Origin of the sequence: Rheinheimera oceanensis, from assembly GCF_018831085.1 — a bacterium.
GTDB classification, from domain to species: domain Bacteria; phylum Pseudomonadota; class Gammaproteobacteria; order Enterobacterales; family Alteromonadaceae; genus Alishewanella; species Alishewanella oceanensis.
The window spans coordinates 438,015-455,331 of the sequence record NZ_JAGPNM010000002.1; the positions used below are offsets into that span (position 1 = coordinate 438,015).

General features: G+C 53.0%; 13 protein-coding genes. 6 read left to right on the top strand and 7 right to left on the bottom strand.

The annotated features are described in order from the left end of the window. Nucleotides 1–115: 115 nt before the first annotated feature. The 6 genes from J3B89_RS06630 (at nt 116) to J3B89_RS06655 (ending at nt 7,310) form a co-directional block, all read left to right on the top strand. Nucleotides 116–976, top strand: a complete 861-nt coding sequence (locus J3B89_RS06630) for a MurR/RpiR family transcriptional regulator (protein ID WP_215396724.1) — start codon at nt 116–118, stop codon at nt 974–976. Between the two features lie 139 nt (nt 977–1,115). Next, nucleotides 1,116–2,675 (top strand): cytochrome ubiquinol oxidase subunit I, encoded by a 1,560-nt coding sequence (locus J3B89_RS06635; protein WP_215396725.1) that lies wholly within the window; start codon nt 1,116–1,118, stop codon nt 2,673–2,675. A 1-nt stretch (nt 2,676) separates the two neighbouring features. Further along, complete coding sequence (gene cydB / locus J3B89_RS06640) at nt 2,677–3,813, top strand: cytochrome d ubiquinol oxidase subunit II (protein WP_215396726.1); 1,137 nt, start codon at nt 2,677–2,679, stop codon at nt 3,811–3,813. A 27-nt stretch (nt 3,814–3,840) separates the two neighbouring features. Then, a complete protein-coding gene (cydX, locus tag J3B89_RS06645; RefSeq protein WP_092792645.1) occupies nt 3,841–3,954 on the top strand; it encodes a cytochrome bd-I oxidase subunit CydX in 114 nt (37 codons plus the stop codon). Between the two features lie 34 nt (nt 3,955–3,988). After that, complete coding sequence (cydD, locus tag J3B89_RS06650; protein ID WP_285895597.1) at nt 3,989–5,683, top strand: thiol reductant ABC exporter subunit CydD; 1,695 nt, start codon at nt 3,989–3,991, stop codon at nt 5,681–5,683. Then, on the top strand, nt 5,670–7,310 hold the full coding sequence (locus tag J3B89_RS06655) for an amino acid ABC transporter ATP-binding/permease protein (RefSeq protein WP_215396728.1): 1,641 nt from the start codon (nt 5,670–5,672) through the stop codon (nt 7,308–7,310). The genes cydD and J3B89_RS06655 overlap by 14 nt, the downstream gene beginning before the upstream one ends. 28 nt (nt 7,311–7,338) lie before the next feature. Here the strand turns inward: J3B89_RS06655 and J3B89_RS06660 are convergent, their stop codons facing one another. The 7 genes from J3B89_RS06660 to J3B89_RS06690 form a co-directional block, all read right to left on the bottom strand. Continuing rightward, a complete protein-coding gene (locus J3B89_RS06660) occupies nt 7,339–8,355 on the bottom strand; it encodes a LacI family DNA-binding transcriptional regulator (protein ID WP_215396729.1) in 1,017 nt (338 codons plus the stop codon). A 34-nt stretch (nt 8,356–8,389) separates the two neighbouring features. Further along, the gene (locus J3B89_RS06665; protein ID WP_215396730.1) at nt 8,390–9,817 is read right to left on the bottom strand and encodes an MFS transporter; all 1,428 of its coding nucleotides are present in this window, start codon (nt 9,815–9,817) and stop codon (nt 8,390–8,392) included. 96 nt (nt 9,818–9,913) lie between these two features. Further along, on the bottom strand, nt 9,914–12,487 hold the full coding sequence (locus J3B89_RS06670) for a glycoside hydrolase 5 family protein (protein ID WP_215396731.1): 2,574 nt from the start codon (nt 12,485–12,487) through the stop codon (nt 9,914–9,916). A gap of 17 nt (nt 12,488–12,504) precedes the next feature. Next, on the bottom strand, nt 12,505–14,067 hold the full coding sequence (locus tag J3B89_RS06675; protein WP_215396732.1) for a sodium/sugar symporter: 1,563 nt from the start codon (nt 14,065–14,067) through the stop codon (nt 12,505–12,507). 57 nt (nt 14,068–14,124) lie between these two features. Next, the gene (locus J3B89_RS06680; RefSeq protein ID WP_215396733.1) at nt 14,125–15,105 is read right to left on the bottom strand and encodes an aldose epimerase family protein; all 981 of its coding nucleotides are present in this window, start codon (nt 15,103–15,105) and stop codon (nt 14,125–14,127) included. Continuing rightward, complete coding sequence (gene galK, locus J3B89_RS06685) at nt 15,102–16,256, bottom strand: galactokinase (RefSeq protein WP_215396734.1); 1,155 nt, start codon at nt 16,254–16,256, stop codon at nt 15,102–15,104. Before galK ends, J3B89_RS06680 begins: the two co-directional genes overlap by 4 nt. A gap of 1 nt (nt 16,257) precedes the next feature. Beyond that, nucleotides 16,258–17,307 (bottom strand): UDP-glucose--hexose-1-phosphate uridylyltransferase, encoded by a 1,050-nt coding sequence (locus J3B89_RS06690; protein WP_215396735.1) that lies wholly within the window; start codon nt 17,305–17,307, stop codon nt 16,258–16,260. Nucleotides 17,308–17,317: the final 10 nt, after the last annotated feature.

The window sequence follows — 17,317 nt, forward strand, 5'->3', positions numbered from 1 at the left end:
TGTTTCCCGGCCTGTATTGCAGGCCGGGCTTTTCAATTCCCTCCCTTCATAATAAGCTGCTGGTTAAAACCGCTTTACTATACTGAGCCAATCAGGCTACAAACAGGAATACCGGATGTCTGTACTCGACAAAATTCATGCCCTGCGCGAAAAATTTCCGCGTGCAGAGCAGCAACTGGCAGAATATATTCTGGCCAACCCGGATCATATCCGTGACATGCCATCACAAATGCTGGCCAAAGCTGTTGGCATCAGCCAGGCCAGCGTGGTGCGCTTTACCCAGAAACTGGGTTACAAAGGCTACCCGGATTTTAAATTTGCCATTACCGACAGCTTGCATCATCAGGTGTTGCCAGCCAGCGCCGACAAGCTGCACGGCGAAATTTCACTGGACGACACCTTCAGCACCATGAGCCAGAAACTGCTGGCCAGCAAAATTAATGTGCTGAATAAAACCCATGCCATTAACTCACAAACCAGCTATGAACAAGCCGCTTTGATGCTACGCAACGCCAAACGGGTATTGTTGTGTGGTAAAGGCGGCTCGGCCTTAGTAGCAAAAGATTTCTCATACAAACTGCAAAAACTCGGTATGGCGGCGCTGGCTGAAACCGACACCCATGTGCAACTGGCTAATATTGCCAACTACACCGCCGAAGATGTGCTGGTAGTACTGAGTGAATCAGGTGAAACCGCCGACAGCGTAAAAATTACCGAGCAAGCGGCCAGCAACGGCGTGCAAATTATCAGTGTTACCGCTTATGGTGCTAATAATATTGCCCGGCTGGCCGGGCTGAATTTGTATACCGTGGCCGACGAAAGCTCAGCGCGGCTGTCGTCTATTCTGGCGCGCAATGCGCAAGAACTGGTGATCGACACCCTGTTTATTTTGCTAACGCAAACCTGTCCGCAAGGCCGCAAAAAACTGGCTGCATCCAACAAAGCCGTAGACACTTTCTTAGCCCGCAAACGCTAAAATATTAAAATATTCTAATGTAGAGTCACAAAAGCTTGATCCAGCGCATAAGTGCTGGCTGCCTGCACTTGTATAGTGTTATGGCTGTACTACTTTATAGGTACTGCCTAACATTAACCTGCGCACGCGGAGTATGCAGATGGATATTGTAGACCTGTCCCGACTTCAGTTTGCCTTTACGGCAATGATCCACTTCCTGTTTGTTCCTCTTACTCTTGGTCTGGCCTTTTTACTGGCCATTATGGAATCGGTGTATGTTATGACCGGTAAAACCATTTACCGTGACATGACCAAATTCTGGGGTAAGTTATTTGGTATTAACTTTGCGCTGGGGGTAACCACCGGTATTGCCATGGAATTCCAGTTTGGTACTAACTGGTCTTACTATTCGCACTACGTCGGTGATATTTTCGGCGCACCGCTGGCCATAGAAGCGCTAATGGCGTTTTTCCTTGAATCTACCCTGGTTGGCCTGTTCTTTTTTGGCTGGGACCGCTTAAGCAAAGAAAAACACTTAGCTGTTACCTGGCTGATGGCACTGGCGACTAATTTGTCGGCACTGTGGATTTTAGTCGCCAACGGCTGGATGCAACACCCGATAGGCTCGGTATTTAATATCGACACCATGCGTATGGAACTTACCAGCTTTAGCGAGGTTATTTTTAACCCGGTGGCTCAGGTTAAGTTTGTACATACGGTGTCAGCCGGTTATGTTACCGGCGCAGTATTTGTGCTGGCTATTTCCAGCTGGTATCTGCTTAAAGGCCGCGATTTACCCTTTGCCAGGCGCAGCTTTGCTATTGCTTCAGCCTTTGGCCTGGCCAGTGCGCTGTCGGTAATAGTGCTGGGCGATGAATCAGGCTATGAACTGGGCGATGTGCAAAAAGTCAAACTGGCCGCTGTCGAGGCCGAATGGCATACCCACCCGGCACCGGCAGCCTTTACGGTATTTGGCATACCGAACGAGCAAACGCAAACCACCGACTACGCCCTGAAAATTCCGGCCGTGCTTGGTCTTATTGCTACCCGCTCGGTAACAGAAGAAGTAGCAGGCTTAAGTGAACTGAAAGAAAAACACCTTGAGCGTATTATCCGCGGCCAGGAAGCCTACGTGCTGATGACGCAATATCGTGCCGGTGATAAATCGCCCGCTACTATTAACCGCTTTAATGAAGTCAGCGCCAATTTAGGCTACGGCATGCTGTTAACCGCCTATACCGACGACGTTGCCAATGCCACAGCCGAACATATTGCTCAGGCGGTGGAAGATTCCATACCTAAAGTCTGGCCGCTGTTCTGGAGCTTTCGCATTATGGTGGCGTGTGGCGTATTAATGCTGGTGCTGTTTGCTGCAGCTTTCTGGCACAGCGCCAAACGCACTGTAGATAAACCGCGCTGGCTACTCAAATTTGCCCTGTTCAGCCTGCCACTGCCGTGGATAGCCAGCGAAGCTGGCTGGTTTGTCGCGGAATACGGCCGTCAGCCCTGGGCCATAGGTGAAATACTGCCCACGCATTTAGCTGTATCGCAGCTTAGCGTCAGCGATATCTGGTTCAGCCTTGGTGCTATAGCGGTGCTGTATACCATCTTCGTTATTATCGAAATGTGGCTGATGACTAAATACGCCAGGCTCGGGCCCTCAGCCCTGCATACCGGCAAGTATGATTTAGAAAGCCCCGCTAACGTGAAGGAGGCATAACATGGATTACGAAGCACTAAGGTTTATCTGGTGGTTGCTGATTGGCGTGTTGCTGATTGGCTTTGTAGTAACCGACGGTTTTGATATGGGCGTGGCGGCTTTGTTAAAAGTGCTGGGCAAAAGCAACGACGAGCGCCGCGTTATGATCAACGCCATAGCGCCGCACTGGGACGGTAACCAGGTATGGCTGATTACGGCTGGCGGTGCCTTATTCGCCGCCTGGCCCACAGTATATGCCGCCTCGTTCAGTGGCTTTTATATCGCCTTAATGTTAACGCTGTTTGCGCTGTTTTTACGCCCTATCGGCTTTGAATACCGCGCTAAAATTGACAGCGAAGCATGGCGCAACCGCTGGGACTGGGCACTTACTGCAGGCTCAGCCATACCGGCACTGATTTTCGGTGTGGCCTTTGGCAACCTGCTACAAGGCGTCCCCTTTTACTTTGACGACATTTTACGCCTGCATTACACCGGTAGTTTCTGGGCACTACTTAACCCCTTTGCCCTACTGGCCGGCGTGTTAAGTCTGTTGATGATACTAAACCATGGCGCCACTTACCTGCAGCTGAAAACCGAAGCCGAACTAAAAGCACGCAGTGAAAACCTGTCAGCAGTGCTGGCGTTGGTTTGTGCGGCTATCTTTGTACTGGCCGGTGTCTGGCTATTTCTGGCGGTAGATGGCTATAGCGTTACCAGCCTTATTGACACCAACGGCGCCAACCGTACTACCGACAAAACCGTACTGATAAGTGCCGGAGCCTGGTTTAGCAACTACGCTAAATGGCCGCTGCTGTGGCTGGTACCGGCGCTTGGCGTGGCGGGCTTTGTAGTCTGCGCGCTGGCCAGCAAAACACAGCGCCATATTACCGCTTTTATCAGCTCGTCACTGGCTATTGCCATGGTGGTGCTGACAGCAGGCGTTAGTATGTTCCCCTTTGTTATGCCGTCCAGCAGTACGCCGGCACACAGCCTGACAATGTGGGACGCCACCGCCAGCGAAAGCACGCTGATGATCATGTTTGTGGTGGCCTGTATCTTTGTACCACTGATCCTAGCGTATACCGCCTGGAGTTACTTTGTTATGCGCGGGCGCTTAAACGAGCAGCATATCCGTGATAACAGCCACTCACTGTACTGATCTTCAGTTGGAAAAAAGGAGCAAATTATGTGGTATTTTGCCTGGATTTTAGGCGTATTAATGGCCTGCTCATTTGGCATTATCAATGCCATGTGGCTGGAATTTAAAGGCTACGAAGGCGAGGACACCCAAGCTGACTAGCCCAAGCCAACCGGCACTGCAGCTGGCAACACTGCTGCAAAGCCAGCGTAAACGGCTTAACTGCGCTCTGCTGTTAGCCGTAAGCACCAGCCTGCTGTTTATTTGGCAATGTTATTTACTGGCCAGCCTGTTTGCCGGCTGGCTTACTGCCAGCCAGCAAGGCCTGCCGGTTAACAGCAGCCAACTGCTTAGCAGCCTGCCCTGGCTGGTGCTGTGCCTGCTGGGGCGGCCTGCATTGCAATACTGGCGTGAACAACTTAGTTTAAAGGCCAGCCAGCATATCCGCAGCAGTTTGCGTGTACAGTTGCTGGCCAAACTGGCTGATGCCGGCCCGGCTAAAAACCAGTATGGTAACGATGGCAGCCTAAGCAGCAAGCTGCTGGAGCAGGTTGATGCACTGGATGGTTTTATCAGCCGCTATTATGTACAACGTTATCTGGTGCTGATCACACCGTTACTGCTGGTTGCTGCCACCTTTGTTTACAGCCCGCTGGCGGCAGTTATTTTATTAGTTACCGCGCCGCTGGTACCGCTGTTTATGATCTTGCTGGGCAATGCTGCGGCCACAGCCAGCCAGCGCCAATTGCAACAGCTTAGCCGCATGAGTGGCCGTTTTCTCGATTTAGTGCGTGGCATGGCTACGTTGCAGCAATTGCAGGCTACTGAACGCGCTGCGCAATCGGTTGCCAATGCAGCCGGGCGCTACCGTGACAGCAGTATGGGCGTGCTGAAATTAGCTTTTTTATCTTCCGCGGTGCTGGAGTTTTTCTCAGCATTGGCCATTGCCCTGCTAGCCTTATATTTGGGCCTGGGGTTACTGGGTATTTTGCCCTGGGCCAAAGAGATTATACCTGTGCCGTACCAGGGGGCGTTGTTCATTTTGCTGCTGGCGCCGGAGTTTTACGCACCGCTGCGCCAGCTTGGCAGCGATTACCATGCCAAAGCTCAGGCCGAAGCGGCAATTGACGAGCTAAACCCCATTTTACAGCGCCAGGCCTGGCAACACCCCGGTACACAACAGCTGACACTAAGCAGTGCGCCGGATATTAAGCTGCAGCAACTGCATATTTTAACTGCCGGGCAGCGCCAGCGGCTGGCACCGGTTAGCTTAATTATAAACAGTGGCGGGCGCGTTGCTCTGCAGGGGCCAAGCGGTTGTGGTAAATCCAGCCTGTTGCATGCATTGCTGGGTTTTGTGCCCTATCAGGGCGATATTCTGATCAACCGGCATCCGCTAACCCGGCTTGAGCGCAACCACTGGCAGCAGCAACTGGGCTATATGGCGCAGTACAGCAGTATTGCTGCTGCCAGCATTGCCGCTAACCTGCGCCTGGCCGCACCTGATGCCACAGATCAACAACTGATAACTGCACTGCAACAGGTAGAGCTGTGGCCGTTAATACAACAATTACCGCTTGGCCTTAACACTGTACTGGGTGAGCGAGGTAAGGGTTTGTCAGGCGGCCAGCTGCAACGGCTGGCACTGGCACAGTTGTTATTGCGCGATGCTAAAGTCTGGCTGCTGGACGAGCCCACCGCGCATTTAGATGGCGCTACGGCTTATCGTTTACACCAGCTGATAGGCACCCTGAGCCAGGGTAAAACCCTGATTATTGTTAGCCATCAGCTACATGGCCTGGACTGGCTGGATAACATAATACGGCTGTCCAACCCCGCAATTAACCCGGCAGTTAACCCGGTTGACGGAGTGCAGTATGTTAAAGCCTGAGAGCCTGCCTGCGCCTGAACGCAGTATTCGTTTGCGCAGCCTGCTGCAAAGCCGCAGCAAAGCCTGGTTACTGGCTTTACTACTGGGGCTGGTTACTTTACTGGCTGCAGCAACCTTATTAGCATTATCCGGCTGGTTTATCAGCGCCGCTGCGCTGGCAGGGCTGGCCAGCGTGGGCGCTTATGGTTTTGACTACTTCCGCCCGGCGGCGATTATCCGCCTGTGTGCCATTGGCCGCACAGCCGGGCGCTATGCCGAGCGTTTAACCTCGCACTATGCCGCCCTTGGCTTGTTAAAAGATTTACGCGTACACAGCTTTAGCGCACTGGCACAACAGCGGCACAATAACCGCCATTCGGCAGATACGCTGCAACATCTGGTTGCTGATATCGATTTACTCGATCAGTTTCCGCTAAAAGTTGTTGCGCCCTGGCTTTGGGCCTGCTGTTTAACCTTGCTGGTGCTGCTGTTCTGGTATTTGCTGGCACCGCCGCTACTGCTTGCTGCCGCTCCCTGCCTGTTGCTGGCACTGGCGTTACCACTACTTAGCGTGCGCCGCGCCAAAGCGTTGACACTACAGGATACCGACGCCAGCACACAGCGGCGCAGGCTATTGCTGGAGCCGCTATCTATGCTGACATCGTTACTGCTGTGGCAGCGCTGGCCGGATAACATCAGCCGCTTTAGTGTGCAGGATCAGGCCTGCCTGAATTTACAGTTGCGCCAGCAACAGTTAATCAGCCGCACGGCTTTATTACAGCAAAGCCTGCTGGCATTGAGCTTGCTGGCACTGCTGTGGCAAGGCAGCGCGCTGGTCGCCACTAACTTACTCAGCGTGCCGCTGCTGCTGGCTGCCATGCTGGCACTGTGGGCGCTGTATGAAGTGTTATTGCCGCTATGTCAGAGTTTTATTGCACTGGGCCTTAGCAGCGCCGCCCGCGACCGGTTGAACCGGTTAACGGATGTCAGTGCGCCAACACAGCTTAATAAACCAGAACCAGCCGCCCCGCTTAGCCTGAATGTCAACCGGTTATCGGCGCGCCAGAGCGGTGCCTTAGTTGGCCCGTCGCAGGTTAGCTTTACCCTGCAAAACGGTGAGGTGCTGCTTATAAGTGGTGCCTCCGGCAGTGGTAAAACCACTTTATTGCAGGCACTGGCTAATCAGCTGGTTTTTAGCGGCGATATTAGCCTGAACGGCCTGCCTTATGGCGAATGGCAACTCAGCAATACTCTGGCGTACCTGCCGCAACAAGCAGATTTATTTGATTTAACTCTGGCGCAAAATCTGCGCTTAGCCGCGCCAGATGCAACCGATGCCCGGCTGTGGCAGGTGCTGGATGATGTTGCACTAAGCAACTGGGCCAAAAGCCAGCCGCAGCAGTTAGATACGGTTATCGGTGAATACGGTGCCGCAGTGTCCGGCGGCCAGGCCAGGCGCATTGCCCTGGCACGCTTGTTGTTAACACAACGGCCGGTATTGCTGCTGGACGAACCTTTTGCCGGCCTGGACCCGGTAACCACAGCGCATGTGCTTAACGCCTTGCTGGCGCGCCAACGCAACGGCTTGCTGGTTATCGTCAGCCACCAGCAGCTTAATGTGCCGCACGCCAAGCAGCTGCAGTTGTAGCGCTACAGCAGCGCTAAAAGAGGCCTCGTTATTTTTGCGCTGTACTACAAACAGCAACAGAATCGCGCTCAATCAGGTTAGGGATAAACAAATGGGTGCGGTGTTGTATATCGTCTTTGTCGGCACTTAATTCAATCGCCAGTTTAGTCGCATAAGCGGCCATTTCTTCCACCGGGTAGTGCATAGTGGTTAGCCGTGGCCGGCAGGCTCGGCTGACAATTAAATCATCAAAACCAATCACCGACACGTCCTCTGGCACCCGCAGCCCGGCTGCAAACAGCGCATGAATAGCGCCAATAGCCATTAAATCGTTATAGGCCAGCAGCGCGGTAAACTTTATGCCTTTGGCCAACAAAGCATTAACGGCCTGTTCGCCGCCTTCCATATTGGCGGTAGATTCTTCCACCGCCTGTTCTGTCAGAGCAATACCAGCCTGCTTCAATGACTTACGAATACCTTGCAGGCGAAACTCCGGATCGCCATTTTGGTAAATACTGGTTACTACAGCAAACTGGCGGTGGCCTTTTTGCAACAGATGATCGGTAGCCTGGCATGCACCGGCCACGTTATCCAACCAGACACAGCGGTGCGCCAGGCTTGGAATATAGCGGTTAATTAACACCAGGCCCGGAATTTCCGCCGCCAGTTTCAGCAGGGTTTTCTCGTCTGAGTACTCGCTGTGCAGAATAATGGCGCGGCAATTGTGATCACGCAGCGAATCTATTGCTTCAAGCTCAGATTTAGTTTCGTACAACGAGTTGCTCATCAGCAGTTTGTAATCGCTTTCACGGGCGGCTTTTTCTACCCCACTGGCCAGGCTGCCAAAAAACGGCATTGACAGTTTAGGCGTTACCACACCCAGTGTGTTGGTGGTTTTACTCACCAGCGCCCGGGCATTGCTGTTTGGCCGGTAACCCAGCTCGGCAATCACTTTTTTAACCCGGGCGCGGCAGGCATCACCCACCTGATGGCCGTCGTGGATCACCCGTGATACCGTTGCTATCGACACCCCTGCTACTCTGGCTACGTCTTTAATGGTTACCATAAATACCGTTCTGCTCTGTAAAACATCATTAGTGTTATTGTTGGCTATGTTGTACCAGTAACTGCCGGCTGATTTGCTGGCTGCGGGCTGCTGTCAGCCGGTAATAGCGTAAGCAAATCAGTGACAGTAAACTAAACAACACTGTACCGAAACTCAAGATCAGCCGCATAGCAAAGATACTCTGCTCCGGTTGGGCCCCGCCAAGCCTAGCGTCAAAGCCAATCAGGTTCAGGCTAAGCCCGGCCAGCAACAATGCCAGTGCCACACTGATACTGCTCACCCAGTTATGCAGAGCAACAAACAACCCTTCCCGCCGCTCACCATGCAACAGTTCATCTTCATCACATACATCAGCCAGCATTGACGGCAGCAGCATGGTCATGGCTGTCCATATTGCCGTGCAAAACACCGCGTCCAGTAACAGCCACCAGCCGGTACCCGGCGTAAAAATAAACCACTTTAAAGCACCACCCAGCGCAGTTAGCCAGTAAATCAGTACCAGCGCCCGCACTTTGCCATACCGTGACGACAGGCGCACCAGCCAGGGTACAGTAGCAAACCCCAGCGCCGCATAAGCTACCGACAAGGCCCCTTTCCATATGGCGCCTTCGGCAATATTGCCGTCAAACATAAAATACACCAGCAGGTAGTAATCCATACCGGCGCTGTAGGCACCGCCACCTAACTGCAATAATGTTAGCAATAACAACACCCGCAACGAGCGGTTTGCTCCCAGTTTGGCCAGGCTGTCGCGCAAACCGGCGCGTGGTAACAAGGGGGCCCGCCGTGGTGCACGCTCGCGGCTGTAAATAGCCGCCAGTGAACCAAGCACACCAAGAATAAAAACTGCTACCCCCCAGCCAACATAACGGATACCCACAAACACACTGCTGAACAACGCCAGTTGCGCCAGCGGAAACAACCACTGATACAACAAGGAACCGAGCTTCAGAAAATAGGTGGTAAAGCCCATAATTTCGGTGCGTTGATGATAATCGGGGCTCATTTCATAGGCCAGGCAGGTCATCGGCACGGCAACAAAGGTGGCGGCGATGTAAAAGGCTAACGACCACAACACAAAATACAGCAATTGCGCGGTTTCACTCCAATGAGCAGGCACCATCCAGATCAAACCAAAACACAGACAACTGAGCCAGGACGCAATAAGAATAAAGGGCCTGCGCCGGCCAAAACGGCTTTTGCTCTGATCAGATAAATGGCCAACCCAGGGCCCCAGTACTGTCCCCAACAACACCGGCAGGGTTAGTGCCAGGCCAAGTAAAAACGGGTCTACCCCCAGTGTCATCTGGTAAAACGGTACCGCCAGCACATTCACGCTTTGTGCGGCAAAAAACATGGCAAAAAAGCCTGCGCCCAACGCCAGACGCTGGCCGGTACCAATATTAACCCGCTGCGACTGCACAGCAGGCTGAGCCGTTGGCGATTGTTGCTGCAGCGCCATAAAGCTCCTTGATGTGGGCGTTAACAAAGCGGCAATTATAGGGCTGCTGCCGGATCACAGCAACAGCCCCTGAACGCTGGCTTTAATGCAGCCTGTTTAGCGCTTAATTAAACTGACTTCTGCCAGTTCAACTGCATGCCAGCCACCCAGTGCTGCCGGGGCATAAGCACTGGCGTTAAAGCGCAGTTGTACGCCTTGCAACTGGCGTAAATCACTGTTTGCCGGCCAGGCCTGGCCAGCTTGTGCGGCAGGTAACAGTGCCGGCATAAAGGTTGGAAAAGCCTGCGGCAATGCCGTGGCTGTGCTGCGTAGTGTGTTTAACGGCAGCAGCAGATATTGCCATTCGGTACTGACGTTAAGTTCAGCACCAAAGGCCAGACCATCGGCATTTAACAGCGCCAGTTCAATTTGCTCGTTTTGCTTAACCGCGCGTATTTTTATTGCCAGGGTGTTGTAACCGGTTAAATCGCGCTGCAGCAGGCTGTTATCCGGTGCGGGGGTAACACGCAGTAATAGCTCAGGTGCTGTAGCCTGTAAATCTTCAATTGCCAGGCGTAGTGCCAGGCCCTTACCTTGCTGGCCGCTAACCAGATCCTGCCGTACCCGCTCGTCTTTCGGGTACAGGTTATTCTGCCGGTCCAGCGTGGCATCAAACAGCGCTACCGGTACATTGGCTTGTTGCAGTTGCAGGTTCCAGTAAGGCATCTGCGGTACAAAATCCCATTGCAGCGGTGAACCCTGGCTGCTGCCAGGAAACGTTAACTGCTGCTGTGGCGTAGTAACGGTTACCGCATACTCCAGCAAGCCGGTTTGTTGCCAGGCCGGTGTTTTCGGCAGTGCAGCCCGGTAAATGCCACCGGCTTCGGCTTGCATGGGTATCGCAGTAAACTCACGGTGGCCGACATAGCGCAGCATCAGCTCAACCTTTTGCGGCGCTTCGTTTGCGCCTAACTGCAGGCTAAACTGAATATTGTCGCTCAGGCTGGCCTGGCGTTGCGGCTGATGGTACACGCTAAGCTCTGTTGCTGATGTTTTTGGCAGTAAATAGCTCAGCTTGCTATCAACCTGCTTTAGTTGTGACGACTGTTTAGCCAGTAAATAAATGCCCGGCGTTAAACTTACCGTGCCGTTTTTAGCCTGAGTATTAAGGTTGTTACCATCGTTAAGCCCTTTAACGTAAAAGCGCTGGCCTAAATCAGCCAGTTGCAGACTCAGCTGTTGTTGGTTGTGATACAACCTGGCTACTTCACGGCGCAGGCTGGCGCTTTGATGCGGATCCTGCAGTGGCTGTAAATCAGGGTACAGCTCCAGTTGCCACAGGCCGTCGGCGCGCTTATCTAAAAAGTAAGCACCGCTGCCGCTGTACTGTGCCAGTACAGAGCTGCCGACACCGGCAATTTGCCGCAATTTTTTGCTGTTCTCCGGCTTAATCTGGTTACTGTTGCTGTAGATAAACTTGTCATCTGTATTCAGCAGGCTAAGGTTAGCCGCGTAGTTCAGGCTGACACCGGCAAACTGATTACTGGCCGGGTAATCGCCACTATCCCCGGCGCGTGGTAAACGGCGAAAGGCCTCGGCCGCTATCATTAAGCTTATGGCTTTACCCGGTGTATACAGCAGGTTCAGAAAATGCGTGTTGTAGTCTGAATTGGTATGTGCCATGGCCGCCGGATCGTAGGCAAACTGGGTGGCCCACTGAAAACCGGCCGCACGGAAACTACGCGCCATAGCCGGGTACATTACTGTGCTGGCGACATCGGCGGCGTCAAACTCGTACACCATTTTCGCCTTGCTGTTACATGCGCTGATGGCGGCAAAAGGGTTGGTATAGTGCGCCACTGTCGGCAGCATATTGGCCAGAATAGTATGGTTTTTAACCAGGCCAGTCGGGTACCACTGATAGGCCACACCATCAATACTGCTGTTGCACAGCGCCGTGGCAAAAGCCTGATCATTCCCCTGCTCGCTGGTGTTATAAAACAGTGGCTTGGTGACACCGGCAGCACGCACGGTGGCAATCAGTTTTTCAATATAGGCCGCACTTTGTGCCGCCGGCGTTTCATGTTTCGGCTCGTTAAATAACTCAAAGGCGATAACAGTTGGATCATTGGCATAGCTAAGCCCGGTGTAGGGGTTTATATGGCGCAGAATTTGTGTCAGGTAGTTTTGCTGCGCCGCTATCGCCTTGGCCGACTGATTCATTTGCGACTTGCTAAACAGGGTGGCAAAGCTTTGTTCGTCCGGGTCCGGCTCGGGGTAACCACTGCCCCACCAGCCAATCGGTGTGATAATAGCTTTAATATTATGCTGGCCCAGCTTAAACAGCAGGTAATCAAATAACGCCAGATGCTCGTTTTGTAACAGGTTGCCGTCAACGTCGGCTAACTGGCGATCCCACAAATGTATACGGTAGGCGTCCAGGCCTAATCTGGCAATGTGCGCCACATCCATGTCTATCGCCTGTTTATGATCAACTCCGAGGCGCTCCAGTGCGCGGTAACCATAGGCAAAGGGGGCACTGTAATTTACGCCAAACAGCGCCACTTCCTGCCCCTGCAGGGAGCCGCTTTGCCAGTGCATTACGCCGTCGGTTACGGCTACCGTGTCGGCCTGTACTGTGCTGTGTAACAGCGCGGCCAGTATTGTCGTAACTAAACTGATTTTTCTCATTGTTATGGCTCCTGTTGTTACCACCAGGCTGCGTAAAACGCCACCAGGATCAGGCTGACAATAGCAGCCGACAAGTTAAAACTGCTGCGGGTACTAAACTGAATATCGTTCAGTTGCACCGCATTGGGCTGCTCGCCTTGCTTTTGCCATAAGGATACCGCTACCGCCAGCAGCAAACAGCTGATAAACACCAAACCCACGCGATCCATAAACGGCAGCTCAGGCCAGAATAATTTAAACACCAGCGATAACACCGCACTACCAATGGCTGCCAGTAATCCTGCCAGCGGCGTGGTGCGGCGCCAGAACATACCCAGCATAAACAGCACCACTATGCCCGGCGTAAAGAAGCCGGTAAATTCCTGAATATACTGATATGCCTGATCAAATTCGCCCAATAACGGTTTAGCTGTCATTAACGCCACGCCCAGTGCCAGCAGGCTTACCAGCCGGCCAACCAATACATAGTGTTTCTGGCTTTTCGCCGGTTTTAACTGAGAATAAATATCCATGGTAAAAATGGTGGCGATGCTGTTGGTCATAGATGCCAGGCTGGACAATACTGCAGCCACTAAAGCGGCAAAGATCAGCCCTTTAATACCGGACGGCATCATGCTCATTAATTGCGGATAAGCCTGATCCGGTTTATCCAGCGCAGGCAGTAATAAGGTGGCGGCAATGCCTGGCAGCACCACAATAACCGGCATTAACAACTTTAAGAATGCGGCAAAGGCAATACCTTTTTGTGCTTCGGCCAGATCTTTCGCCGCCAGGGTGCGCTGAATAATATACTGGTTAAAGCCCCAGTAACTCAGGTTCATTACCCACATGCCACCAATCAGCACCGAGATACCGGGCAGGCTGATATAGTGCGGGTTGTCCGGCGTTAAAATCATATCGAACTTGTCCGGCGCCTCAGTCATTAAACGGCTGAAGCCAGACCAGATCCCATTACCGTCGCCCAGCGCCTGCAGCGACATATAAGATAAAAACAGGCCACCGCCTACCAGCAGCACCACCTGAATAATGTCGGTAAAAGCCACTGCTTTTAGACCGCCGTACAACGAGTACGCCACCGACAAACCGGCCAGCAATAACATGCTGTTGGTTAAGCTGACACCTGTTACGGTGTTAATAGCCAGCGCGCCAAGCCACAATACGGCAGTTAAGTTAACAAACACATACACCGCCAGCCAGAACAGCGCCATGGTAGTGCGCACGCGGTTATCAAAGCGCTGCTGTAAAAACTGCGGCATGGTGTAAATTTTGCGTTTTAAGAAAATGGGCAAAAAGTATTTACCGACAATAATCAGCGTAATAGCGCCCATCCACTCATAAGATGCGATAGCCAAACCAATGGCGTAGCCAGAGCCGGACATACCGATAATCTGCTCGGCAGAAATATTGGCCGCAATTAACGAAGCCCCTATTGCCCACCATGGCAGGCTGTTACCGGCCAGAAAGTAATCGTTAGTGTCTTTGCTGTGGCCGGCTTTCTCGCGTGATACGGCATAAGCTATTAACAACAGCCCAAGCACATAACAGACCAGTATGGTCAGGTCTAAGTTGGTTAATGTCATAATGGTTCTTCCTGCTATCCTGTCAAAAGCCGGCCATAGTGCCGGTATATTGTTATATTATTGAAAACTGTAAATAATTTCCTGAACGTACCAATGTCCGGCTAACAACAACGCCGACGGAAAACCGCTTTGGTTCGGTGCATCCGGCCAGTTTTGCGCTTCCAGGCACAAGCCCTGGCGCGGTGCAAAAGGCGCTGCCAGAAAGTTACCGCTGTAAAGCTGTATGCCTGGCTGGGTGCTGTACACGGTTAATGTCAGGCCGCTTTGGGCTGAATGCAGCCTGGCTTGCTGGTGCAGCGCGTTATAAGGCTGAGCCGCCGTAACAAAACAGTGGTCAAAGCCCGATGCCAGCTGCAGTTGGGCATCGCCCTGCGCCAGCGCATCAGCAATAGTGCGCGGGCGTAGAAAATCAAAGGCGCTGCCTGCTACGGCCTGCAACCGCCCGGTGGGAATACTGCTGCTGTCGGTGGGTAAATAATGCCCGGCATTTAACTGCAGCTGATGGTTTTCAATGCTGCTGCCATCAGTATTAAGGTTAAAGTAGCAATGGTTGGTCAGGTTAATCAGCGTGTCTTTATCAGCACGGGCGCGAAAACGCATACTTACAGCAGCATCTTGCAAGCTAATCTGTTGCCATACCTCTAACCGGCCGGGAAAGCCCTGCTCGCCATCAGCGGCGCAGTAATACAGCTCGGCACTGTTTTTTGCCTGTTGCAGCACTTGCCAGTCAGCGCGATGAAAACCGCCCGTGCCGCCGTGCAAACAATGGCCGCCGTTGTTCACATTCAGCGTTAACGGCTGGCCATTTAACCGGCAACGGCCATTAGCAATACGGTTGGCAAAGCGGCCAATGCTGGCGCCAAGATAAAAACTGTCATGCAAAAACAGCTCTGGCGCCACATAACCCAGGGTAATCTGCTGGCCGTCAAGCCGGATGGCACTGATAGTGGCACCAAACGGCAGCAGGTCCAGCTCAAGGCCGTTGCCGTCGGTTAAATGCAGTGGCTGCAGGTGGTTATATTGGCCGGACGTTGTCACAGCAATACCTGCTCGGCACCCTGGCTTGGCGTACAGACAAACACATCGGCAACCAGCCCGGTTTTTGCCGGATATTCTGCCGCTACCGTCGCCTTTACGGCTTCAACCATTGCTTGCGGCACCAGTGCCACCACACAACCACCAAAGCCACCGCCGGTCATCCGCACACCGCCGTTAGTGCCGATAAGGCGGCTGATCATTGCTACCAGTTCGTCTATCGGCGGTACAGTAATTTCAAAGTCATCGCGCATTGACTGATGCGACTGCGCCATTAACCGGCTTAAAGTAGCAATATCATTTTGCGCCAATGCTAGCGCAGCCTGTTCAGTGCGCTCGTTTTCGCTTACCACATGGCGCGCCCGTTTGGCCACCAAAGGCTCCAGCTTGCTTTGGCCGGCTAAAAACGCCTGCCAGCTGACATCACGCAGCGCTTTTACGCCAAAGGCGGCGGCGGCCTGCTCGCACTGGGCGCGGCGGGTGTTGTATTCGCTGTCTACCAGGCCACGCTTAACATTTGAGTTAATAATCATCACCGCCATACCGGCCGGCAGTGGCACCGATTGGGTCGTTAAGCTGCGGCAATCTATCAGCAATGCCTGGCCTTGCTGGCCGCAGGCAGAAATCAGCTGATCCATAATGCCGCAGTTACAGCCAACAAAATGGTTTTCGGCGTGCTGGCCGTTCAGGGCATTATCGCGCGGCGAAATAGTAATACCGGCCACAGTGCAGTACGTTAAGCCAAGCGCTACCTCAAGCGAGGCCGAAGAACTTAAGCCCACGCCCTGCGGCACATTGCCACCAATAGCCAGATCGCAACCCTGTAAGTTATAACCTTGCTGCAGCAGGCTGTTGGCTACGCCGCGTACATAGTTGGCCCACTGCCACTGTGAATGTTTGGCTATAGGTGCAGTTAAACTAAACTCGTCCAGCTGCATGCCGTAATCCAGCGCCAGCACCCGCACCAGCTTGTCATCACGTTTACCGGCCACGACCACAGTGTCGTAATTAATGGCACAGGGCAGCACAAAGCCGTCGTTGTAGTCGGTATGTTCACCAATTAAATTTACCCGGCCCGGCGCACGGAACACATAAGCGGCACTATGTTGAAACTGCGTGGCGAACGCCTGTTGTACCTGCTGCACTAAACTCATCTCAGCCTCTCTGCTGTTGTTTGTAATGTTGGTTGCTTAAAGCGCGCAGCCGCTCTGCCGCTTGTTCCGGTGTCATATCGCGTTGGGTTTCCGACAGCATTTCATAACCCACCATAAACTTTTTAATGCTGGCCGAGCGCAGCAGCGGCGGATAAAAGTGCGCATGGAGCTGCCAGTGATCAGTGCTGTCGTCGTTATATGGCGCGCCATGCCAGCCCATCGAATAAGGGAAAGAGCACTGAAACAGGTTGTCGTAGCGGATAGTCAGCTGTTGCAGAATATCAGCCAGCGCCAGTTGCTCGCTGTCGGTTAGCTGCTCCATCCTGGCGACATGGCGCTTGGGCAGCAGCAGAGTTTCAAACGGCCAGCTGGCCCAAAACGGCACCACCACCAGAAAATGCTCGTTTTCTACCACGGTACGCTCGCCGCTTTGTTGCTCCTGAGCGGCGTAATGCAGCAGCAGGTTTTTACCGTGCTTGGCCAGGTAGTTGCGCTGCGCACTGTCGGCTTTCGCCGGTAATGTGGGTACTGAGCTGGCGGCCCAGATTTGGCCATGCGGATGCGGGTTAGAGCAGCCGTTGATCGCACCTTTGTTTTCAAATACCTGCACCCAGGTATAGTGCTGCGACAAATCCTGATATTGCGCTATCCAGCATTTCACTACCTCGGCTATTTCACTAACACTAAGCTCAGGCATGGTTTTGCTGTGATCAGCCGAGTAACAAATAACCCGGCTGGTGCCACGTTCGGCTTTCAGCACAAATAAGTCATCGTCACTGCGCTGGTAGTCTGGCGTGTCGTGCATCAGCGCAGCAAAGTCGTTGGTAAACACATAAGGCTTGTTATAAGCCGGGTTTACTTCGCCATTGATCCGCGTATTGGTAGGGCACAAAAAGCAGTTGCTGTCATAAGAGGGCAACGCCTCGTTGCTGACGTCTTCAATCTGGCCCTGCCACGGCCGCTTTGCCCGGTGCGGCGATACCAATACCCAGTCGCCGGTTAACGGGTTATAGCGGCGGTGCGGATGATCTTTGGCATTAAATTCGGTCATAACAACGTTC

Excerpts from the sequence above, each read along its gene's own strand:
- J3B89_RS06675 (WP_215396732.1), bottom strand. The coding sequence starts at position 14,067 with ATGACATTAACCAACTTAGACCTGACCATACTGGTCTGTTATGTGCTT.
- J3B89_RS06635 (WP_215396725.1), top strand. The coding sequence starts at position 1,116 with ATGGATATTGTAGACCTGTCCCGACTTCAGTTTGCCTTTACGGCAATG.
- cydB (WP_215396726.1), top strand. The coding sequence starts at position 2,677 with ATGGATTACGAAGCACTAAGGTTTATCTGGTGGTTGCTGATTGGCGTG.
- galK (WP_215396734.1), bottom strand. The coding sequence starts at position 16,256 with ATGAGTTTAGTGCAGCAGGTACAACAGGCGTTCGCCACGCAGTTTCAA.
- J3B89_RS06660 (WP_215396729.1), bottom strand. The coding sequence starts at position 8,355 with ATGGTAACCATTAAAGACGTAGCCAGAGTAGCAGGGGTGTCGATAGCA.
- J3B89_RS06690 (WP_215396735.1), bottom strand. The coding sequence starts at position 17,307 with ATGACCGAATTTAATGCCAAAGATCATCCGCACCGCCGCTATAACCCG.
- J3B89_RS06670 (WP_215396731.1), bottom strand. The coding sequence starts at position 12,487 with ATGAGAAAAATCAGTTTAGTTACGACAATACTGGCCGCGCTGTTACAC.
- J3B89_RS06655 (WP_215396728.1), top strand. The coding sequence starts at position 5,670 with ATGTTAAAGCCTGAGAGCCTGCCTGCGCCTGAACGCAGTATTCGTTTG.
- J3B89_RS06665 (WP_215396730.1), bottom strand. The coding sequence starts at position 9,817 with ATGGCGCTGCAGCAACAATCGCCAACGGCTCAGCCTGCTGTGCAGTCG.
- J3B89_RS06630 (WP_215396724.1), top strand. The coding sequence starts at position 116 with ATGTCTGTACTCGACAAAATTCATGCCCTGCGCGAAAAATTTCCGCGT.
- cydX (WP_092792645.1), top strand. The coding sequence starts at position 3,841 with ATGTGGTATTTTGCCTGGATTTTAGGCGTATTAATGGCCTGCTCATTT.